The 20,315-nt window shown below is 59.5% G+C and carries 18 protein-coding genes; 8 read left to right on the forward strand and 10 right to left on the reverse strand.

Translation table 11 applies throughout. The features are described 5' to 3' along the window. Nucleotides 1-17 precede the first annotated feature (17 nt). A complete protein-coding gene (locus tag ACPYOJ_RS11385) occupies nt 18-1,073 on the forward strand; it encodes an NAD(P)/FAD-dependent oxidoreductase (protein ID WP_481416353.1) in 1,056 nt (351 codons plus the stop codon). 223 nt (nt 1,074-1,296) lie between these two features. Further along, the gene (locus tag ACPYOJ_RS11390; RefSeq protein ID WP_481416354.1) at nt 1,297-2,955 is read left to right on the forward strand and encodes a sensor histidine kinase; all 1,659 of its coding nucleotides are present in this window, start codon (nt 1,297-1,299) and stop codon (nt 2,953-2,955) included. Nucleotides 2,956-3,087: 132 nt separating this feature from the next. On the opposite strand, the gene ACPYOJ_RS11395 is transcribed toward ACPYOJ_RS11390, so the two are convergent. The 6 genes from ACPYOJ_RS11395 to ACPYOJ_RS11420 form a co-directional block, all read right to left on the reverse strand. After that, nucleotides 3,088-4,482: an NAD(P)(+) transhydrogenase (Re/Si-specific) subunit beta gene (locus ACPYOJ_RS11395; protein ID WP_168831428.1), complete on the reverse strand. Its 1,395-nt coding sequence runs from the start codon at nt 4,480-4,482 to the stop codon at nt 3,088-3,090. A 10-nt stretch (nt 4,483-4,492) separates the two neighbouring features. Continuing rightward, nucleotides 4,493-4,891 carry a proton-translocating transhydrogenase family protein gene (locus ACPYOJ_RS11400; RefSeq protein ID WP_168831427.1) on the reverse strand — a complete coding sequence of 133 codons (399 nt, stop codon included), beginning with the start codon at nt 4,889-4,891 and terminating at the stop codon, nt 4,493-4,495. Further along, entirely contained in the window at nt 4,891-6,039 is a 1,149-nt protein-coding gene (locus tag ACPYOJ_RS11405; RefSeq protein WP_481416355.1) for a Re/Si-specific NAD(P)(+) transhydrogenase subunit alpha, read from the reverse strand. Before ACPYOJ_RS11405 ends, ACPYOJ_RS11400 begins: the two co-directional genes overlap by 1 nt. A 93-nt stretch (nt 6,040-6,132) precedes the next feature. Next, complete coding sequence (locus tag ACPYOJ_RS11410) at nt 6,133-6,357, reverse strand: aa3-type cytochrome c oxidase subunit IV (protein WP_481416356.1); 225 nt, start codon at nt 6,355-6,357, stop codon at nt 6,133-6,135. Between the two features lie 194 nt (nt 6,358-6,551). Next, nucleotides 6,552-7,301 (reverse strand): N-acyl amino acid synthase FeeM domain-containing protein, encoded by a 750-nt coding sequence (locus ACPYOJ_RS11415; protein ID WP_168831424.1) that lies wholly within the window; start codon nt 7,299-7,301, stop codon nt 6,552-6,554. Nucleotides 7,302-7,446: 145 nt separating this feature from the next. Next, nucleotides 7,447-9,756, reverse strand: a complete 2,310-nt coding sequence (locus ACPYOJ_RS11420) for a putative bifunctional diguanylate cyclase/phosphodiesterase (RefSeq protein ID WP_481416357.1) — start codon at nt 9,754-9,756, stop codon at nt 7,447-7,449. A 286-nt stretch (nt 9,757-10,042) separates the two neighbouring features. On the opposite strand from ACPYOJ_RS11420, the gene ACPYOJ_RS11425 reads away from it, so the two are divergent. Next, nucleotides 10,043-10,582, forward strand: coding sequence for a TRAP transporter small permease subunit (locus tag ACPYOJ_RS11425; RefSeq protein WP_481416358.1), 540 nt, complete (start codon nt 10,043-10,045; stop codon nt 10,580-10,582). Nucleotides 10,583-10,603: 21 nt separating this feature from the next. After that, nucleotides 10,604-12,172, forward strand: coding sequence for a TRAP transporter large permease (locus tag ACPYOJ_RS11430; RefSeq protein ID WP_481416359.1), 1,569 nt, complete (start codon nt 10,604-10,606; stop codon nt 12,170-12,172). Between the two features lie 90 nt (nt 12,173-12,262). Here the strand turns inward: ACPYOJ_RS11430 and ACPYOJ_RS11435 are convergent, their stop codons facing one another. Continuing rightward, entirely contained in the window at nt 12,263-13,369 is a 1,107-nt protein-coding gene (locus ACPYOJ_RS11435) for a TRAP transporter substrate-binding protein (protein WP_481416360.1), read from the reverse strand. 291 nt (nt 13,370-13,660) lie between these two features. Here ACPYOJ_RS11435 and ACPYOJ_RS11440 point away from each other — a divergent pair, with 291 nt between their 5' ends. Next, the gene (locus tag ACPYOJ_RS11440) at nt 13,661-14,446 is read left to right on the forward strand and encodes a gamma-glutamyl-gamma-aminobutyrate hydrolase family protein (protein ID WP_481416361.1); all 786 of its coding nucleotides are present in this window, start codon (nt 13,661-13,663) and stop codon (nt 14,444-14,446) included. Here the strand turns inward: ACPYOJ_RS11440 and ACPYOJ_RS11445 are convergent. The 3 genes from ACPYOJ_RS11445 to ACPYOJ_RS11455 form a co-directional block, all read right to left on the reverse strand. Continuing rightward, a complete protein-coding gene (locus ACPYOJ_RS11445) occupies nt 14,435-15,391 on the reverse strand; it encodes a 2-hydroxyacid dehydrogenase (protein WP_481416362.1) in 957 nt (318 codons plus the stop codon). The two genes, ACPYOJ_RS11440 and ACPYOJ_RS11445, sit on opposite strands and share 12 nt — an antisense overlap. Nucleotides 15,392-15,406: 15 nt before the next feature. Continuing rightward, the gene (locus tag ACPYOJ_RS11450; protein ID WP_168831418.1) at nt 15,407-16,429 is read right to left on the reverse strand and encodes a LacI family DNA-binding transcriptional regulator; all 1,023 of its coding nucleotides are present in this window, start codon (nt 16,427-16,429) and stop codon (nt 15,407-15,409) included. A gap of 108 nt (nt 16,430-16,537) precedes the next feature. Beyond that, nucleotides 16,538-17,128: a MarR family winged helix-turn-helix transcriptional regulator gene (locus ACPYOJ_RS11455; RefSeq protein WP_168831417.1), complete on the reverse strand. Its 591-nt coding sequence runs from the start codon at nt 17,126-17,128 to the stop codon at nt 16,538-16,540. A gap of 9 nt (nt 17,129-17,137) precedes the next feature. Here ACPYOJ_RS11455 and ACPYOJ_RS11460 point away from each other — a divergent pair, with 9 nt between their 5' ends. The 3 genes from ACPYOJ_RS11460 to ACPYOJ_RS11470 all read left to right on the forward strand — a co-directional run bounded on the left by ACPYOJ_RS11460 (nt 17,138) and on the right by ACPYOJ_RS11470 (nt 20,152). After that, complete coding sequence (locus ACPYOJ_RS11460) at nt 17,138-17,929, forward strand: creatininase family protein (protein WP_481416363.1); 792 nt, start codon at nt 17,138-17,140, stop codon at nt 17,927-17,929. Between the two features lie 124 nt (nt 17,930-18,053). Beyond that, nucleotides 18,054-19,160, forward strand: a complete 1,107-nt coding sequence (locus ACPYOJ_RS11465) for a CobW family GTP-binding protein (protein ID WP_481416364.1) — start codon at nt 18,054-18,056, stop codon at nt 19,158-19,160. After that, on the forward strand, nt 19,160-20,152 hold the full coding sequence (locus tag ACPYOJ_RS11470; protein WP_481416365.1) for a WD40 repeat domain-containing protein: 993 nt from the start codon (nt 19,160-19,162) through the stop codon (nt 20,150-20,152). Before ACPYOJ_RS11465 ends, ACPYOJ_RS11470 begins: the two co-directional genes overlap by 1 nt. Nucleotides 20,153-20,315: the final 163 nt, after the last annotated feature.

The following is a 20,315-nucleotide window of genomic DNA, read 5'->3' on the forward strand; positions in this document are numbered from 1 at the left end:
TGATGGAGAACACGGCGATGGGGACGAAACAGCATGTGATCGTCGTCGGCGCTGGTATCATTGGTGCGTCAATCGCCTGGCATCTCACGAAAGCCGGTGCCAGTGCGACGGTCGTCGCAGAGGAAACCGGCGGCGTCGCGACCCCCAATTCCTTCGCCTGGATCAATGCAAGCTGGGGCAATCCGGAGTTCTATTTCCATTTCCGGCGTCGATCGATGGGTGAATGGAAGCGGCTCGCCGCCGAGCTTCCCGGCCTGCCGCTCTCCTGGTGCGGCAGCATTTGTTGGGACCTGCCCGCCGATCGATTGGAGGCTTACGCGAAGGAACATAGTGGCTGGGGTTACGGAATCGAGCGGCTCGGCAGCAGAGAGATCTCCGCCCGCGAGCCCTATCTTCGCAATCCGCCCGATTTTGCCGTTGCCGTGGCGGAGGAAGGGGTCGTCGAACCCCTCGCAGCAGCGCGGATGATGCTCGCCGACGCGGAGGCCGGTGGCGCGAAATTCGTGACTGCCGCCGTCAGCGGCCTGATCCGCAGCGGCGAGCGCATCACCGGCGTCGTCACTTCGGCAGGGATGATCGAAGCGGATCACGTTGTATTGGCCGGCGGTAGCGGCACTGTGGCGCTGGCAGCCAGCGCCGGCATCAGGGTGCCGGTCAAGTCCGTGCCCAGTTTCATCGTCCATTCACGTCCCTTCGAGCGACGACTGAACGGTCTGGTCATCATACCCGGCTTGGAGATGCGCCAGACGGACGAGGGGCGGCTCGTTGGCTGCAGCAGCCATCAACAGGACCAGGAGCCGGGCGAACAGGCCGAGGATATTTTCTCGCGCCTAAAAGGCATGCTCGCCGGCGCCGAGGGCCTGAAAATGGAGTACGCGGCAATAGGCTATCGCCCTATCCCAGAAGACGGTTTCCCGATTATCGGCAGCTGCGGCTTTGGCGGCCTCTATGTCGCGGTCATGCATTCTGGCGTAACGCTCGCGCCGCTGGTTGGCATGCTTACAGCAAACGAGATTCTGTCAGGCCAGATCGACGCCAGCCTTGCCCCGTTCCGGCTCTCCCGGTTCGCCTGACGGAGCATTTGTACGATAGATTACAATTGCCTAGCTCGGCAGCTTTAGTGTGTTGCAACCAGCGCTCGCTCCCCCTAACATGGCCGTGCTCCGATAGTAGGCTATCGGAAAATGCGACCATGTTTAGGGCACCGGGGGCGGCGATGCAGTTTTTTGCTATCGTACCTGTTTGCGAAAAGCGTAACGAGCAACTCGCTTTCGAAAGCTTGCAAAGATTGCGCCGATGAATCTGCGCGGGCGGTTGTTTCCCAAGGCGTCGATCGGCACCTACCTCATCGCAATGGCGGTCTCGATCGCCGTGCCTATCTTCGCGTTTGTCGCCCTCTTGCTTCTGCAGCTCGAGGACAATCAACGCACGACGCTCAGACGCGAAACTGCGCAGGACGCGTTGACCCTCTCCCGCGTGATCGACCGGCAGCTGCAGGATATGGCAACGACCCTTCGGCTGCTGTCGACCTCCCCTGAGCTCGAGAACAACGACTTCGCTTCGTTTCATCAACGCACCGAAACAGCCCTGCGCGGCGACACGGTCTACGTGATCGCCGTTGATAGAAGCGGTCAGCAACTTCTGAACACGCGCCGCGACTTCGGCATGCCGCTCAGCAAGATCGCAAACATGCCTGCGCTGGAATCGGCCCTCAAATCGGGCCGCATCGAGGCGTCCGATGTCTTCAAGGGCGCGACGAGCGGTGAATGGGTTTACAACGTCACGATGCCGCTCGACGCTGGTAAGGTTGCGGCGCTGATCGTCACGCAAAATGCCAAGGATCTCGCCAAACTTGTCACGACCCAGGAGCTTGCATCCGGCTGGTCCGCAGCGGTCATCGATCAGGCCGGTCACGTCGTGGCCTCAAGCGGCCTTGCAAGCATCGCTCCTGGGACGCCCTTCGACCCACGCATCCTGCCATCGCTTACAGCCTCAAGCGGCGTCTTCGAGGACAAGACCATTCTGCCTGATCAGCTCCTGGGTTATGCACAAATTTTTGGTTGGTCCTGGAAAACGGTGGTCTGGGGACCTGTTTCTACGGCGCAGGCATCGATACTCACGACATGGCGCTTCCTGATCATCGGCGGCATCGCGCTCCTTTTGGTCGCCGTGCTTGCAGCCTATGCCGTAGCGCGGCAGGTGCGCACCACAATTCGCGACATTGCCGACATGGCAAACCGGATGGGCCAGGGCGATATCGTTGCGCCGATTGATACTGCGGTTATCGAGGCGAACCAGGTGGCCGTCGCGCTATCCAACGCCTCCTTCGATCGAAGCCAGACGGAAGACCGGCTGCATTTCATCATGCACGAGCTGATCCATCGCACAAAGAACCTGCTGTCTTTGGCGCAGGCAATGATGCGCCAGCTCGCCAAACAGGCTGACAGTGTCGAGAATTTCCAAACTGCCGTTTCCCATCGTCTCGATGGGCTCGCCCGCTCGATAGAGCTTTTGACGAGCGAGCAATGGTCAGGGGCGTCGCTCCGTCGGGTCATCGATATTCATCTGCAGGCCTTCCCGCAGGCGGCCGAACAGATCGAGATTTGCGGCGAGGATTTTGTCGTCAAGCCTGAGGCAGTCCAGAATCTCGGCTTGGCGCTCCACGAACTGGCAACCAATTCTGTGAAATATGGCGCGCTTTCCGTTCCGCACGGCCGGGTCTCCTTTTCCTGGACCAAGATTCCCGTCGAGGACCAGCCCGAGCTTATGCTGCGCTTCGTTTGGGAAGAGCGGAACGGCCCCGCAGTCGTTGCACCGTCTCAGTCCGGATTCGGTACCACCGTGATCAAGATACATGCCGCTGCCGCCTTTCGCGGCACGGTTGAGGTGGACTACCTGCCGAAAGGCCTGATCTGGACGCTCACTGCTCTTCTCAGCACGCTCGAGCGCAAATGACGCCGTCGGCGCGGAGCCAGCGGCAGCTATCTGGCAAGTCCCCGGAGATGCAAAGGGCTGCACAGGCGAAAACAAAGGGCGCGGCGTAAGCCGCGCCCTCATTCTGATCGAGCATTCGCAGCTGAGTGGTACTCAGTGATTGATCGCCTTGTTGATCTCCTCGGTGACCTTTTTCGCGTCGCCGAGCAGCATCATCGTGCCGTCCTTGTAGAACAGCGTGTTATCGATGCCGGCATAGCCGGAGCCCAGAGAACGCTTGACGAAGAGGCAGGTCTTGGCCTTATCGACGTCGAGAATCGGCATGCCGTAGATCGGCGAGGTCTTGTCGTCGCGGGCAGCTGGATTGGTCACGTCGTTGGCGCCGATAACATAGGCGACATCGGCCTGCGCGAACTCCGAGTTGATGTCTTCGAGTTCAAACACCTCGTCGTAAGGCACGTTCGCTTCGGCCAGCAGCACGTTCATGTGACCGGGCATGCGGCCCGCGACCGGATGAATTGCGTATTTGACCTCGACACCGGCCTTCTTCAGGTTGTCGGCGAGCTCGCGAAGCGCGTGCTGTGCCTGGGCGACAGCCATGCCGTAACCCGGCACGATGATGACCTTGGAGGCATTCGCCATCAGATAAGCGGCATCTTCCGCCGAGCCGAGCTTGACTGTCTTGTCGGAATTGTCGGCACCGCCCGCTGCCGTCTCACCGCCGAAGCCGCCGAGGATGACGGAGATGAACGAGCGGTTCATACCCTTGCACATGATATAGGACAGGATGGCGCCCGAAGAGCCCACCAGCGCGCCGGTAATGATCAGCGCGAGGTTACCGAGCGTAAAGCCGATGCCGGCGGCGGCCCAGCCTGAATAGGAATTCAGCATTGAGACGACGACCGGCATGTCGGCGCCACCGATCGGCACGATCAGCAGCACGCCGAGTGCCAGCGAGAGCGCCACGACCGCCCAGAAATCGAAATGGCTTTCCGTAGCAGCGAGCCCGACAATAAAGAGCACGATCAACGCCAGCAGTGCGATGTTGATGATGTGCCGGAACGGCAGGAGGATCGGCTTGCCGGACATGCGGCCGTCAAGCTTCAGGAAGGCGATAATCGACCCGGTAAAGGTAAGGGCACCGATCGCAACGCCGATCGCCATTTCTATGCGCGCTTCGGTGTGGATTTCTCCGATATTGCCGATCCCGAAGGAAGACGGCGTATAGAGCGCAGAAGCGGCTACCAGGACGGCGGCGAGGCCGACGAGAGAATGGAAGCCGGCGACCAGTTGCGGCATCGAGGTCATCGGGATGACGCGGGCGATATAGGCGCCTGCGCCGCCGCCAATCGCCAGACCGAGCACGATCAGCACGAAACCGATGAAGGATGGCGTCGCCAGCACCAGCGTCGTGAGGATCGCGATCCCCATGCCGATCATGCCGTAGAGATTGCCCTTGCGGCTCGTCGCCGGGTGAGAAAGGCCGCGGAGCGCCAGGATGAAAAGCACGCCGGAGACAAGGTAAAGGAAAGCTGCGATATTGGTCATTCGTCCGGCCTCACTTGTCCTTCTTGCGGTACATCGCCAGCATGCGCTGCGTGACGAGGAAGCCACCGAAGATGTTGACCGAGACAAGAACCAACGCGACGAATCCGAAGCCGGTCGCAAGCCCGCTTGCCGAAATACCGACCGCAAGCAGCGCGCCGACGACGATGACCGAGGAGATGGCGTTGGTCACCGCCATCAGCGGCGTGTGCAACGCCGGCGTCACAGACCAGACGACGTAATAGCCGACGAAGATCGCCAGCACGAAGATCGCCAACTGGAAAACGAAGGGATCAATCGCGCCCCCCGTTGCGGCACTTGCGGCCTCCGGGGCTTGCGCGGCGGCAGTGACGACCGCGGTGACCGCCTGATCGAGCTGCTCCAGCGCTTTGTCCATTGCTTCACTGGCCATCAGCTATCCTCCTTCTTCGCACCGCCGAATGCCGGATGCACCACGTCGCCCGCATAGGTCAGCATTGTCGCCTTGATGAGTTCATCGTCGAGGTTCAGGACAACGCTTTTCGTTTCCTTGTTGACCATGGTCTCGAGGAAGGTGACGAGGTTTCTGGCATAAAGCGCCGAAGCGCTTGACGCCACTCGGCCCGGCATATTGGCAAAGCCGATCACCTTGACGCCTCCGACATCGGTAATTTCGTCTGCAACCGCACCCTCGATATTGCCGCCGAACTCGACCGCCAGGTCGACGACAACCGCGCCGGGCTTCATCGACTTTAGCATCTCGCTCGAAACGAGCCTGGGCGCTGGCCGCCCGGGGATAAGCGCAGTCGTGATGACGATGTCCTGCTTGGCGATGTGATCGGCAACGAGTGCCGCCTGCTTCGCCTGATAGTCCTTGGACATTTCCTTGGCATAGCCCCCGGCGGTTTCGGCCGCCTTGAACTCGTCGTCCTCCACGGCGATGAACTTGGCGCCGAGCGAGGCCACCTGCTCCTTGGCAGCGGGGCGAACGTCGGTGGCGGAGACAGAAGCACCGAGACGTCGCGCGGTCGCGATCGCCTGAAGGCCAGCGACGCCAGCACCCATGACGAAGACCTTGGCTGCCGGGACAGTCCCTGCCGCCGTCATCATCATCGGCATGGCACGGTCATATGCCGCTGCCGCTTCGATGACGGCCTGATAGCCTGCCAGGTTGGCCTGCGAGGAAAGGACGTCCATCGACTGCGCGCGGGTGATGCGCGGCATCAGCTCCATGGCGAAGGCGGAAAGGCCGGCTTTCGCCATGCCGGCGATCGCTTCGTCGTTTCCATAGGGGTCCATGATGGCGATAACGACTGCACCGCTCTTGTAGCCTGTGATTTCTGCCGCGGTGGGACGGCGAACTTTCAGCACCACATCGGCAGAGGCCGCATCGCTTGCCAATCCGATCCGCGCGCCGGCAGCTTCGAATTCGCTATCCGGTATGCGCGATAGATCTCCAGCGCCTGCCTCGACGACAACGTCGAAGCCGAGATTTTTTATTTTCCTGACAGTTTCGACAGAGGCCGCAACACGCGCCTCGGAACCGGTCGATTCTCTTGCAATGAAAACAATATTGCCCAACTGCCCTCCTCCGGGTCAGCCAGACCGCCGCGCTGTCTCACGCTTAGGCCAAGCACCTATCAAGAATTTGGAAATGCCGCTTCTGCCGCGCGGTCAGCGCAGCAGGAAGACGCCGGCAATAAGAATGATGAGGAATACCAGGAGCCCGCCCAGAAGGCCGCCGCCGGTGAAAAAGCCGACCGTCATGCCAAGCAGCAGGGCAATGATAGCCAGGGAGCCGAACTTCGCGGCCGCAAGGAACAGGTTGTAGGTTGCCTCGTGTTCTTTGTAGTCCATCGGTGCGCCAACTTCGGCGGGTCCCGTGTGCTCTTCGGCCATCTATCTCATCTCCCTCCAATGCCCCTCGCATGCGTGATGCGTGCCAGCTGAATGCCATGATCCCCTGGCCATTGCGAGCGGGCTAATCCCATTCAGGCCTTACACAAAGCTTGGGAGAAGCGCAATGGATCGGAGTATCGCAGAATCCCGACTTTTTGCCTTTCCCCAGCGGAGAGGAGCGCATGAGACAACTCTCAAAGCGGCAGATCGGTGCCGAGCTCGCCTTCCGGCACGTAACGCGCCGTGGGAATGATGTTGAGCGGCGGCAGCGTGGCCGCGGGATTGCGGGAGAACATCATTCGCTGTTCGCTGGCGCTCGACATGAAGAAGGGATAGCGTGTCAGAAGTTTGCGGCCAACCTCGATGACGTTGGTCGCCATAAGAGTCAGTTCGAAGCCGTACGTCTCCGTCATGCGGCTTTCCACTACGGTATCCGCATAGAAAACGCGCTTGTAAAAGGCGGCGTGGGCGGGGCGCACATGCTGCAGCACGCGACTGGCGCGAAAATGTGCCGCCGCTACGATGTTTGGTCGAAGGGTCAGATACGGAATCCAAGGCATATCGGCTGCGACTTCCGGATCGGCTGCAAACCGTGCGGGGTCGATGAGAGTCATGCCTGCATCGAGGAAGGCGTCGATTTCGGCTGGAAAGACGCCGCTCGACTGCGAAATGCGATGATCCGGCGTCACATAGTGAATCCGGATCGTACTCACCAGCTCTTCATAATAATACAATCCGAAGACGTAGGCGTGGCTATCGAAATCCACGTCATCGATCATGCTTTTCGCCGCTACCGGAAGTACTTCGCGGGCTTTGTAAGCCTTATAGCGCAGGCGTTCGACGGCTTCCATGTCCTCAGTGTTTTCGACACGCCGGTATTCGACATGATCCAGGATTTCCAAAAGCTTTTGTGAAAAATCACTGACCTTGAGGCTGTCACCCATAATGATTAATTCCCTGTTAACGGGTTATTAATCATATGAAGCGGGTACATGCACAAGAGAAAGAGACAACTCGCGTTAAATTTGAGCCATTAAGGTTAACGGCGCCGGACCGACGGAAGGCAGGCGCGCCAACCGGCTGATTGCGTCAGGCAACTTTTGCGCGGCGGCGCTGCATGCTGCTGCGACGGCTCGTGAGATTCTGGGACAGGATGACGATATCCTGCGAAGGCACCGGCGGAGAGAAGACATAGCCCTGCACGAGATCCGCGCTGCGATGCTTATTGAGAAGCGCAAGCTGCTCCTGCGTTTCGACGCCTTCGATGACGATCTTGAGGCCGAGTTCACGGGCTAGATTGACAGTTCCACGCAGAAGCTTCAACCGGCGCGTGTCCTCGCCAATGTTGCGCACGAATGAGCGATCGATTTTCACGATATCGAGCGGTAGCGTGTCGAGATAGCTGAGGCTGGAGAAGCCGGTTCCGAAATCGTCGATCGCAATGGTGATGCCGTGCGCCCGCAGCTCCGCCAGGATCGCCCGCACGGCCGCCGGCTCGTCGATCAGGCAGCTCTCGGTGATTTCCAAATGCAGCCGTGACGCGGCCAGCCCCGAATGCGCGAGCGCTTCCGAAACGACGGTCAGAATGTCCGAATCGCGCAGATCGCGGGCGGAGAGGTTTACTGACACCGCGATATGCTCCGGCCACGTCATGCATTCACTGCAGGCTTTGAAGAGCACAAAGCGGGTAATCGCGGAAATGATCCCCATTTCTTCGGCAAGGCGGATAAAGGCATCGGGCGGGATGGAACCCTTTTCCGGATGCACCCAGCGGGCCAGGGCCTCGGCAGATTCAATGCGCGTGCCATCTGCCTTGAACATCGGCTGGAAGACAAGGTGCAACGCATCGGCAGCCACGGCCTCGCGCAGGTCGGCCTTGAGCTTCTGCTGCTCGATGTAGCGGCCATCCATCTCGCGCTCGAACCCGGTAATGCCGCCATTGAGCCGCGACTTGCTTTCGGACAGCGCAAGGTCGGCCTTGACACTCCATTCGTCCATGGCAAAGGCGTTGCTTTCCAGAATTGCATAGCCGGCGCTGAGCGACACGAGGAAAGTGACCTCGTCGGCCTCATACTGCCCCTGGATCGCCGAATGCAGCTTGCGGATCTCGATATCCAGGGCCTCCTCGTCATTCGCATGCGGGAAGAAGAGGATGAACTGATCGCCCATCAGACGACCGACAATTGCGTTGCCGGCCATCTCCTTGATCCGCGCGGCAATGGTGCAGAGCAGGTGGTCCCCGGTGACGTGGCCGCGCATGTCGTTGACATGCTTGAACTCGTCGATGTCGAGGATCATGAAGCCGAGAGGGCCGGTCTTCTTGGAATGCTTCGCGAGATAGTCCTGCACCAGCTGGCCGAAATATTCGCGGTTCGGCAGGCCGGTCAGCGCATCGAAACGCACCATATGCAGAATCTTTTGCTCCGCCTTAACGCGGCTCGATACGTCCTCGAAGATCAACACGGCGCCGCCATCGGCACGGCGTTTCGCTGAGAATTCCAGCGAAAGGCTCTCAGGAAAATGGATCAGCGTGCGCGACAGACTGCCTTCGGCAACCTGCGTCAGCTGCCGCAGAATCAATTCCGGCTGGGAGGCATCCATGAAGCTGTAGCGGGCGCCGTAGCGTAGAACGGCGCCAAGGTCGCGATCTTTCAACCGGTCCGGATCCCCGATCTTCAACAGCTCGTGGGCCTTGCGGTTGATCACCTGGATGCGGTTCGACGCATCGACCATGACCAGGCCATGAGGCATATTATTGAGCGCAGTATCGAAGCGGTCGGCGATCTGCGAAATCTGCCGGTGGGCGATGACGTTTTCATAAAGGAATTCGCGCACCCCGTTTGCCATTGCGCGTGTCGTCAGGCCGAAAGGAATGAGAAAAGCTGAGAGAATGGCGCGATAGAAATCGAGCGCCATCAGACTGCAGACGATCATCGGCAGACAACAGGCAAGCGTCTGCAAATCAATCGCCTTCTGCGAGCCGTAGTTGCGGCCGACGACCGAAACCATCGAGGCCATCGTCACCGCAATGCAGGCGAGTTCGGCAAAAGGATCCCCTAGAATGAAGAGCGCATAGCCGCTGCCGATACCGAGTATGGCGGCCGTCGAGGTCGCACCAGCGACATAGACCGTTTCCCACCATTCGATTTTCGCGCGTGTCAGTTCCTCTTTGTCAATCTTGTCGAAGATGCGGAAAGTGAGCATCCGTCCGGCGAAGGTCACCACAAAGGCCAGGGATAAGAGGACGTAGAGCACAGCACCTGTTTTGGCAGCGACTGCCATAAAGGCAATGACATGCACAAAGACGCCGGCAAGCAGCGTCAGTCGGTTCCCGAAAAGGGAACTCACAAACGACAGATACACATCCGTAGGAACCCGGTTCGGGTTATGTGGCTTCATCCATACTTTCCCTGTGCGTTCGGATTATACGGAAAACCCTTTAAGAATTGCTTGCCCTTACACTCCCAATTTGGTCGTTTTTTCTAAAATCTAAACGTGAATTGTATCACATCACAACCACATATGGCCGTCTGTCAAAGTTTTGGAAAAATTTGGCACAGGATTGCACCCCTCTACGACTAAAATCCTAGAAGGGCTTTTATTCTTTCAATTTCCGGGACCGTGGTTTACACAAATTTCCAAAGACGAGAACTTGCCGCAAAGGCAATATAAGGGGAATGAAGGCATGCCGGCGTTTCTGGGCGTCAGCCGGCTGATCGACAGCGTCAGCCAATTCATAGGCAAGATTGCCGACTATATGGTACTCCTCTGCTGCTTAATCAGCGCAGGAAACGCCATCGTCCGTTACCTCTTCAACTATAGCTCAAATGGGTGGCTGGAGATCCAGTGGTATCTGTTTGCCTATATCGTCGTGCTCGGCGCCGCCCATGCTCTCCGCAACAACGAGCATGTACGGGTCGACGTTATCTATGGATCGGTTTCCGAGAGAGCCAGAATCTGGATCGACATCATCGGCCTGGCCGTTTTTCTGATCCCGGCATGCTTTTTCCTGGCCTTCTTGTGCTGGCCCTTTTTCGTCATCGCCTACCAGCAGGGTGAGGTGTCGTCCAATGCAGGCGGGCTCATCCGGTGGCCGGTCAAGCTTATGCTTTTCGCGGGCTTCGCGCTCCTGGTGCTTCAGGGCATTTCCGAACTGATCAAGAGGATCGCCGCGTTGAACGGCTTGATCCAACTCGACACAAAATACGAAAAGCCCCTGCAATAAGACTCTCCGGGAGGAACGGACGTGTTCGACTTCGGTATCATTCCGCCGGCGATGTTCTTGGGCATGATCATTTTCATGCTGTATGGCTTTCCGGTCGCCTTTTCGCTTGCCGCGGTGGGTCTTTTCTTCGGCATCATCGGCATAGCAACAGGCCATTTCAGCGAGGCATTTCTGCAGGCTTTGCCGCTTCGCATCTTCGGCATCGTCTCAAACGATCTACTGCTCGCCATCCCCTTCTTCACGTTCATGGGAGCAATTCTGGAGCGATGCGGATTGGCAGAGGACCTTCTTGAAGGAACCGGCAAGCTGTTCGGCGCCGTTCCTGGCGGTCTTGCTTATGCTGTCATCGTCGTCGGCGCCATTCTCGGCGCCATCACCGGCACGGTCGCTGCATCGGTCATCACAATGGGTGTCATCTCCTTGCCAATCATGCTGCGTTACGGCTACAGCCCGCGGGTGGCAACCGGTGTCATCGCCGCGTCGGGCACGATCACCCAGGTCATTCCGCCCTCGCTCGTCCTCGTCGTTCTGGCGGACCAGCTCGGCAAGTCGGTCGGCGACATGTATCTCGGTGCTATCGGTCCTTCGATCCTCCAGATCGCAATCTTCCTAGGCTTTATCCTGCTCCTGTCGATCTTCCGGCCAGAAACGGTGCCGCCGCTGCCGAAGGAGGTCCGAGGCGACCTCAACTGGTCGCTCTTGATGAGAGTGCTCGCCGGCATGGTGCCATCGATCGTCCTCATCTTCCTCGTCCTCGGCACGATCTTCATGGGTCTTGCGACGCCAACGGAAGCCGGCGCTCTGGGCGTCGTCGGCGCGATGGCGCTTGCCGCTTTGCATCGTCGTCTGACCTGGCCGTTGATTCGCCAGGCAATGACATCGACGATGCACATCACGACGATGGTGGTGATGATCCTGATCGGCTCCACGTGCTTCAGCCTCGTCTTCCAGGGGATGGATGGCTCTCGCTGGATCGAGCACATGCTCTCCGGCATCCCCGGCGGCCCGGTCGGCTTCCTGATCTTCGTCAACATCTTCATCTTCATCCTCGCCTTCTTCCTCGATTTCTTCGAGATCGCCTTTATTGTCATCCCGATGCTGGCGCCCGTCGCCTCGGCTCTCGGCATTGATCTCATCTGGTTCGGTGTGCTGATCTGTGTGAACATGCAGACGAGCTTCATGCATCCGCCCTTCGGCTTCGCGCTCTTCTATCTGCGCTCCATTGCCAGCCGCGATGTAAAGACGCGAGATATCTACATGGGCGCGATTCCGTGGGTGGTCATGCAGCTCATCCTCGTCGCGATCATTATATTCTGGCCGCAATCCGTTACCTACTGGCTGAACAAGGGTCCGGCCGTCGATCTCAACACGATCAAGATCGAAGTACCCGGTTTCGGGGATAACCAGCTTTCGCTGCCGCCGATCGGCGCGCCTGGCGGCGGCAACGGCTCGCCGCAGCTTCCCGGCCTTACCCTGCCGCCGCTGGGGGGCCTGCCCGGTCAGCAACCGGCACCTGCAACAGCTCCGCCGGCCAACCCGGCGCAACCGGCTCCGCCGCCCGACCTCAGCCAGCCGCCGACGATCAAGTAGAGGCAAAAAGAAAAACCCCGGATGAAAATCCGGAGTTCCTTGCCTGGTAATGCGATGAAACGTCTGACGAAGGCCCGTTGGAGTAGAGCCTTAGAGTTTGCCCGACCGCTGCTGGATCATCATGAAGGTGTCGAAAGTGTATTCCGAGAGCTGCATCCACAGGTAAGCGTCGCGCTTGAACGCGGTCTGATCGTCGTAGATCTTCTTGAAATACGGGTTCGAAGCGGAGATCTCCTTGTAGAGATCCATCGCGGACTGGAAGCAGGCTTCCAGGATCTCCTGGCTGAAAGGACGCAGCGTCGCTCCCTCGGCCACCAGCTGCTTCAGCGCTCCCGGGTTCTTCATATCGTATTTCGCCAGCATGTTGGTGTTGGCGAAGGCGCAGGCATCGTTCAGGGCGGCCTGATAGTGCTTCGGCAGGCTGCTCCACTTTTCGAGATTGAACATACCATGGACCGTCGGGCCGCCTTCCCACCAGCCCGGATAGTAGTAGTACTTCGCGACCTTGTGGAAGCCGAGCTTCAGGTCGTCGTAGGGGCCGACGAACTCCGCGGCATCGATCGTGCCCTTTTCAAGCGCCGGATAGATATCGCCGCCACCGATCTGCTGCGGGATGACGCCGAGCTTGGACATGACCTGCCCGGCAATGCCCGCGATGCGCATCTTGACGCCCTTGAGATCGTCCAGCGTATTGATTTCCTTACGGAACCAGCCACCCATCTGCGCGCCGGTATTACCGGCCGGAAGGCCGTATATCCCCTGCGTGGCAAAGAATTCGTTCATCAACGTGTTGCCGTTGCCCTGATAATACCAGGCATTCGTCAGGCGGCTGTTGAGGCCGAACGGAATGGCCGTACCGATGGCATAGGTCGGATCCTTGCCAACGAAATAATAGGAGGTGGTGTGGGCTGCCTCTACCGTACCGGAGGTCACCGCATCGACTGCCTGCAGTGCCGGGACGATCTCTCCAGCCGCGAAAGGCTGAATCGTGAAATTGCCGCCGGTGGAAGCAGAAACATGCTTGGCGATGTCTTCCGCGCCGCCATAGATCGTGTCCAGGCTCTTCGGGAATGAAGAGGTCATGCGCCACGAAATTTTCGGATTTTCCTGCGCGATAGCCGGTGCGGCCAGTGCGCTTGCCGCAACGACACCTGCGCCCGCAGTTCCAGCTTTCTTGATAAACGATCGACGATCCATCAAAACCTCCCGTATAGATGGTGCTGCGGTCATTCTTCCCTACCCCCGCGGCAATGGGCGCGAGCTAAGCATGTGACCGCCTGCGTTTCAAGCTTTAGTCTATGAGACTTTGGCATCACGGCAGCAATTTGGCAGGCGCGGTGTTTGCTTCCAAAATCAGCGGTTTAGCGGGATTCCGCCTTCGAGTGCTCCCACTTGCCGTAAATGGGCCTGTTGTTGCGCTGGGAAGTTGACTTTGGTGCGGACTTCGGCTCTCACAATAGACAAAATGGATTGTTCAACGGACTAAAAATGACCAAGCCGATTGTCGCCGTTCCCGCTGATATCCGAACCTTTGACGGCACCGATTGGCATGCCGTCCAGCATCAATATGTGCGTGCGGCGCTGAACGCGGCGGGCGTCATGGCCTTCATCATCCCTGCCTTCGAGGCGGGATATGACGCGGATGCGATCCTCGATCGCGTCGACGGCCTGCTCGTCTCCGGCTCCGCAAGCAATGTTCATCCGTCGCTCTATGGTGCCGAAGCGCGCGAAAGCGATGGGCCCTTCGATCCCGCGCGTGACGCAACCGCCCTGCCCCTCATCCGCCGCGCGATCGACCGCGCCGTGCCGATGCTGGCAATCTGCCGCGGCATACAGGAGCTGAACGTTGCACTCGGCGGTTCACTTGCCAGCGAAATCCACGAGCAGGACGGCATTTGGGATCATCGCAAGCCGGCGGATGTCGATCGGGACGGCATGTATGCGATCCGCCAGAGCGTTTTCGTCAAGGAGGGGTCCTGTATCGCAGGCATCATTGGTCCCGGTGAAATCCAGGTGAACTCGCTGCACCGCCAGGCGATCGCCAAGACCGCGCCACGGCTGCAGGTGGAGGCAATCGCTGAGGACGGAACGATCGAGGCTGTGTCCGTGATCGATGCCAAGGCTTTCGCCGTCGGCGTGCAGTGGCATCCAGAATACTGGGCCGAGACCGACAAGGCCTCGAACCAGATTTTCGCAGCGTTCGGAGAGGCGGTGCGGGAATATGCGGCCGGCAGGCAGCAGCAACCGGCCGCAACCAAGCAATCAGCGCTTTGACGGCGTCTCCGGCACCGGCGTCAGCGCCGCGCCTTTCTCGAACCACGCGATGAGGTTGTCTGCAACGAGAGCGGCCATGGCATTACGCGTCGGGATCGAGGCCGAGGCGACGTGCGGCAGCAGCACAACATTCGGCATGCTCAGCAGCTCGGCTGGAACCACCGGCTCGTCGTAAAAGACATCGAGGCCCGCCGCACCCAGCGCACCGCTTTTCAACGCCGAAACGAGGGCTGCCTCGTCCACCGTCCAGCCACGGCCGATATTGATGAGAACGCCGCCAGCACCGAGCGCCGAAAGTATCTCCGCATCGATCGTCTTGTGAGTATGCGGCGTCTTCGGAACGATCGCGATCAATGTATCGACGGCGTGAGCGAGGCCTTTCAGCGTCGGATGGTAATCGTAAGCGATGTCCGGATTTCTGTTGCGCGTGTGATAGCTGATCTTCACCTTGAAGGGCTCAAGCCGCTTGGCGATCTCCTGGCCGATGCGACCGAGGCCGTAGAGACCGACATGCCGGCCTTTCAAGGAAAAGCGGGACAGCGGGTAGGCAGCACCCGGCTTCCAGTGGCCCTCGCGCAGCCAGTTTTCCGCCCGCGGCAGCTCGCGGATCGTGTTGAGCAGCAGACCGACCGCGGTATCGGCGACCTCGTCGTTCAGCACATCCGGCGTGTTGGTGACGATGATGCCTTTTTCCGCGGCGTGCTTGACGTCCACCGCGTCATAACCGACCCCGAAGCTTGCGATCACTTCGAGCTTGGGCAGTTGATCCATCCATTTACCAGGGAACGCCCCGCTGACGGCTGCCCCGCGAACACGGCTTGCGGTTTCCGCATCGAGCTTGAGCGTCTCCTCGCCTTCGACGGCGATGACCTCGAAACGGTCCCTCAAGGCCGAAAGCACACGCTCGTGTATCTTCCCGGGAACGAGAATGGCAATGCGGGGCATAGCTTTTCCTCTGTCTTACTGGCGGGCTCTGTAAGGGCTGGTCGACTGGCGGATGCGCATTTCCGGCTTGATGAGATGAATGCCATCCGGTTCGTGGCTTCCGGCTAAGCGATCGAGAAGGGCTCGGGCGGCAAGCCGGCCGACTTCCGCCTGCCCGTTCCACACCGTCGTCAGCGCCGGCGTCGAAAGGGAGGCTTCCTCAAGGTCGTCATAGCCTGTGACCGATATGTCCTTACCCGGCACAAGACCGGCGCGGGCAATACCGTTCATGAGACCGATGGCAACAAGGTCGTTCCAGCAGACGGCGGCAGTCGGCTTCTGCGGCAGCGACAGAAAGTGGACCGCCGCCTCGAATCCGCCCTGCATCGAGCGCGGACCGGGAATGCGCAGGTTAGGATCGACTTCGATCTCCGCCTTGCGCAATGCGTTGACGTAACCCTGGTAACGGTCACGGCCAGTCGAGGTCTGATCCGTCCCGCCGATCATGGCAATCGTCCGGTGGCCGAGGCCGATCAGGTGATTAGTCGCGAGCGAAATGCCATAGCTGTCGTCACCGCGATAGGTCGGCAGGGCGGACCCTTCCATCGAGCGGGCGACGAGGATCGCGGGCATGCCGTTGTCTTCGGCAAGCTGCATATCTTCGAGCGGTGTCCCGATCGCCGGCGACATGATGACGCCGTCACCGCCGAGCTGCAGCAGCGTCTCGATGAAGGTGCGTTGCTTCTCCACTGAGTCGTAGTGGTTGGACAGAATGAAGGTATGGCGGCTGCGATCGAGCTCGCTTTCGATCGCCTTCAGGATTTCGCCGTAGAACGGGTTCATGATGTCGTGCACGACGACGCCGACGATACCCGAGCGAGATGTTCGCAGACTGGCAGCACGACGGTTATAGATGTAACCCAGCGTGCGCGCCTGTTCCTTGATCTTTTCCCTTGTATTGCCAGCCACCAACGGACTATCGCGTAAGGCAAGCGATACAGTTGCCGTTGAAATACCAAGCGTTTCAGCAATCGTTGAAAGTTTGATCTTTTGAGCCACGCATCCTCCGCCTTGCGCCGCGCGAGATGTAGGGCGTGCGAAAACGCCCCTTAAAATATTTAATTAAAAGATTAAACGCGGAGAGGCAAACCGAAATTCATTTGATTGTCAAATTTCCTCAGGCTCTTCGAAATGTGCAGCCTCGGCCTGAAGGTTATTATCGATTGCCTTCAGCAGGCGCACGAGGTTGCGGATTTCCTTGTCGGAAAAGTCGAGCGTGGCCAGGTGGTCGCAGGCAGATGCTGCCTGCTCGATTGCTTTCACGCTGCCACGGCCCTGCTCAGTGAGAAAGACCTTCGTCAGCCGCGCGTCGTCGGCGTCCGGCTTGCGTTCCAGGAAGCCCTGGGCTTCCATGCGGCCGATCGTGCGGGTCATGGTCGGTGCTTTGACGCCGAGTTTCTGCGCAAGCCCGCCTGCCGTCATGCCGTCGGCTTCGGCAAGCGAGAGAATGACCCCATCCTGGCCGGCATAGAGCCCGCTCTGGAAGAGATTGCGAGAGAGCACCGTGCGCATGGACCGCGCGGCCTGCGTCAAAGCCGGCGAAAGATCGGTGACCGTATATTCGGTATGATCCTTTTTCTTGGATTTCTGCTTCTTGCCGTCCTTGTTCTTCTTCCCCATCGCCATCCCTTGGATCTTTAAGACGTGACAACGCTGCGTTATGACATTGCGCAGGTTCACGTCATAAACAAGGGGCATCGAAACTGTATGACAGCACCTGCCCGGAACTTCGCCGACAACGATCCTTCAACTCCGGCTGAAGACCGCCGGAATTGGATCGCCGTATTGCCGCTTGGCGCGCATGAGCAGCATGGGCCGCACCTGCCGTTCGAAACTGACACACTGATCGCCGAAGGGATAGTCGAGCGGTTGAAGGACGCCCTTCCTTCCGCTTTGCCTGTGACCTTCCTGCCGGCGGAGCCGATCGGCTATTCTATCGAGCACATGGAGGTCGATGGCACAAAGACGCTGACTTACAGCGAAGCGATCCACCGCTGGCTCGGAATTGCCGGAATGCTGCACGGCCTTGGCTTCCGGAAACTGGTGTTGCTGAACGCCCACGGCGGAAATTCGCCGCTGATGACGATCGTCGCAACCGAGGCCCGGGTGAAATTCAACATGCTTGCCGTTGCAACCAGCTGGACCCGCTTCGGCGTACCGGAAGCGGTGATTTCCGCTGAGGATAAGGCAATCGACATCCATGGCGGCGACATCGAAACCTCGGTGATGTTGGCGCTGCATCCGCGTCAGGTCGCCATGTCGAAGGCGGAGAACTTTCCTTCGCGGCAGGCGGAATTCGCAGCGCGCTTCACGCATCTGCGAGCATACGGGCCGCACGCCTTCGGCTGGAAAATGTCCGATCTCAACGATAGGGGCGCGGCAGGGAACGCAGCCGCGGCCACGGCCGAAAAGGGTGAAGCGCTGATCGCGCACTCTGTAAAAGAGCTGGTGGAACTGCTGCAGGACGTGGATGCGTTCGATGCGTCCGAACTCCGATAGAGCAGTCAACCGCAATGTGATCTTATAACATTATAAAACCCTTTGAACTGCCGCCTCCAACTCCTTATATGTGACCGACCATTTTCGAGCCCCTTCGGCGGCCAGCCCATTCTTCGAGGTTCCCATGACCGACGCAATTCCGACTCAGCAGAAGCCAATCCCCGTTACCGTTCTCACCGGCTACCTCGGCGCCGGCAAGACGACGTTGCTCAACCGCATCCTGTCGGAGAACCACGGCAAGAAATATGCGGTCATCGTCAACGAATTCGGCGAGATCGGCATCGACAATGACCTCATCGTCGAATCCGACGAAGAAATCTATGAAATGAACAACGGCTGCGTCTGCTGCACGGTGCGCGGCGACCTGATCCGCGTCGTCGAAGGCCTCATGCGCCGTCCGGGCCGTTTCGACGGCATCATCGTCGAAACCACGGGCCTTGCCGACCCGGTGCCGGTCGCCCAGACCTTCTTCATGGATGACGACGTGCGCGCCAAGACGGAACTCGATGCCGTCGTCGCCCTGGTCGATGCCAAGCACCTGCCGCTCCGCCTGAAGGACAGCCGCGAGGCCGAAGACCAGATCGCCTTTGCCGACGTCGTCATCATCAACAAGACCGACCTCGTGACGCCCGAGGAACTGGCGCAGATCGAGGACATCGTGCGCGCCATCAACCCGAGCGCCCGCGTCTACAAGACGAGCCGCTCCGGCGTCGATCTCGCCCGCGTACTCGACCAAGGTGCCTTCAATCTGGAACGCGCGCTGGAAAACGATCCGAACTTCCTGGAACACGATCACGACGACCACGCGTGCGGTCCGGATTGCGATCACGACCATCACCACCATGCGCACGATCACGACCATGATCACCACCATCATGGTCATGATCACGACCAACACCATCATCACGGCGCCATGTCGGCCATCCATGACGTGACGGTTCAGTCCGTGTCGCTGCGCGGCGGCGAGATGAATGCCGAGCGCTTCTTCCCCTGGATCCAGAAAATCACCCAGACGCAAGGCCCGAATATCCTGCGCCTCAAGGGCATCATCGCCTTCAAGGACGATCCGGAGCGCTATGTCGTCCAGGGCGTGCACATGATCATCGAGGGTGACCATCAGCGTCCGTGGAAGGACGGCGAGAAGCACGAGACGCGGCTCGTCTTCATCGGCCGCGAACTCGACCGCGAAAAGCTCGAAGCATCCTTCAAGGCGTGCGAGGCTGCCGCCTGATGCCGACAGTTGCACCGCTTGATCTCGACGGCCACATCCTGGCCGTCGAATTTTTAGGTGATGTTCCGTTCTTCGCGAATGCCAACGGCACGTTTCACCGGCTGGATGGCGGCGAGAAGGTTTCCGAAGCCCATCAGGGCGGCATGCTCACCTGCATCCGCGACCCCTACAGCGAAAGCCTGATTTCCGGCGGCGAAGACGGCAAGGTGCTGCGTATCGGTGCCGATGCAAGCGTCAGCGAAATTGCCAGCGCGCCGCGCAAGTGGATTTCGCAGGTCGCTGCAGGTCCTCAGGGCGCCATCGCCTATTCCTATGGCAAGAGCACATTCGTCCGTCTTTCCAACGGCGAAACGAAGGAATTCTCCGAAGAACGCACCGTCGAGGGCCTCGCTTTCGCACCGAAGGGCCTGCGCATTGCCGCAGCCCGCTATAATGGCGTTTCGCTGCACTGGGTCGCGACGAGCGCCAAGCCGGTCGACCTCGAATGGAAAGGTGCTCACACCGGCGTCACCTTCTCGCCGGAGGGCAACTTCCTGGTGACGACGATGCAGGAAAATGCACTGCACGGCTGGAAGCTCGAGGTCAAATCCAACAACGAGCCGCGCCACATGCGCATGACCGGCTATCCGGCCAAGGTGAAGTCGCTCTCCTGGTCTCCCAAGGGCAAGTGGCTTGCATCATCGGGAGCGCCGGCGGCGATCGTCTGGCCGTTCCAGGGCAAGGATGGTCCGATGGGCAAGGCACCACTGGAACTCGGCACGCGCGCCAACATCATGGCGACTTCGGTCAAGTTCCACCCGGCCGAAGATATCCTGGCAATCGGCTTCATCGACGGCATGATCCTTGCCGTCCGCCTTGCCGACAGCAAGGAAGCGTTGATCCGCCGCCCCGGCAAGGGCGCGATCACCTCGATGAGCTGGAGCAAGAACGGCAAGCTGCTCGCCTTCGCCTCCGAAGCCGGCGATTGCGGCGTTGTCGATATATCGGCCTGATTTCCCGGTAACAAACACCAACCCGGCGCGGAGTCCTCTCCGCGACGGCTTGCCCGGCCGCGGACGATTTTCCGCGGGGGCCTCTATGCGACATCTTGACCGATCCCGCGTGGCATAGTGTAGCACGCTGCCACCTGCGAAGGGTGCGGGACCGATGATTATT

Source organism: Rhizobium sp. SVR5-9E (genome assembly GCF_056755095.1).

Excerpts from the sequence above, each read along its gene's own strand:
- ACPYOJ_RS11460 (WP_481416363.1), top strand. The coding sequence starts at position 17,138 with ATGACAGCACCTGCCCGGAACTTCGCCGACAACGATCCTTCAACTCCG.
- ACPYOJ_RS11385 (WP_481416353.1), top strand. The coding sequence starts at position 18 with ATGGGGACGAAACAGCATGTGATCGTCGTCGGCGCTGGTATCATTGGT.
- ACPYOJ_RS11395 (WP_168831428.1), bottom strand. The coding sequence starts at position 4,482 with ATGACCAATATCGCAGCTTTCCTTTACCTTGTCTCCGGCGTGCTTTTC.
- ACPYOJ_RS11390 (WP_481416354.1), top strand. The coding sequence starts at position 1,297 with ATGAATCTGCGCGGGCGGTTGTTTCCCAAGGCGTCGATCGGCACCTAC.
- ACPYOJ_RS11445 (WP_481416362.1), bottom strand. The coding sequence starts at position 15,391 with ATGCCCCGCATTGCCATTCTCGTTCCCGGGAAGATACACGAGCGTGTG.
- ACPYOJ_RS11420 (WP_481416357.1), bottom strand. The coding sequence starts at position 9,756 with ATGAAGCCACATAACCCGAACCGGGTTCCTACGGATGTGTATCTGTCG.
- ACPYOJ_RS11435 (WP_481416360.1), bottom strand. The coding sequence starts at position 13,369 with ATGGATCGTCGATCGTTTATCAAGAAAGCTGGAACTGCGGGCGCAGGT.
- ACPYOJ_RS11440 (WP_481416361.1), top strand. The coding sequence starts at position 13,661 with ATGACCAAGCCGATTGTCGCCGTTCCCGCTGATATCCGAACCTTTGAC.
- ACPYOJ_RS11410 (WP_481416356.1), bottom strand. The coding sequence starts at position 6,357 with ATGGCCGAAGAGCACACGGGACCCGCCGAAGTTGGCGCACCGATGGAC.
- ACPYOJ_RS11465 (WP_481416364.1), top strand. The coding sequence starts at position 18,054 with ATGACCGACGCAATTCCGACTCAGCAGAAGCCAATCCCCGTTACCGTT.
- ACPYOJ_RS11470 (WP_481416365.1), top strand. The coding sequence starts at position 19,160 with ATGCCGACAGTTGCACCGCTTGATCTCGACGGCCACATCCTGGCCGTC.
- ACPYOJ_RS11415 (WP_168831424.1), bottom strand. The coding sequence starts at position 7,301 with ATGGGTGACAGCCTCAAGGTCAGTGATTTTTCACAAAAGCTTTTGGAA.
- ACPYOJ_RS11425 (WP_481416358.1), top strand. The coding sequence starts at position 10,043 with ATGCCGGCGTTTCTGGGCGTCAGCCGGCTGATCGACAGCGTCAGCCAA.
- ACPYOJ_RS11400 (WP_168831427.1), bottom strand. The coding sequence starts at position 4,891 with ATGGCCAGTGAAGCAATGGACAAAGCGCTGGAGCAGCTCGATCAGGCG.
- ACPYOJ_RS11455 (WP_168831417.1), bottom strand. The coding sequence starts at position 17,128 with ATGCCCCTTGTTTATGACGTGAACCTGCGCAATGTCATAACGCAGCGT.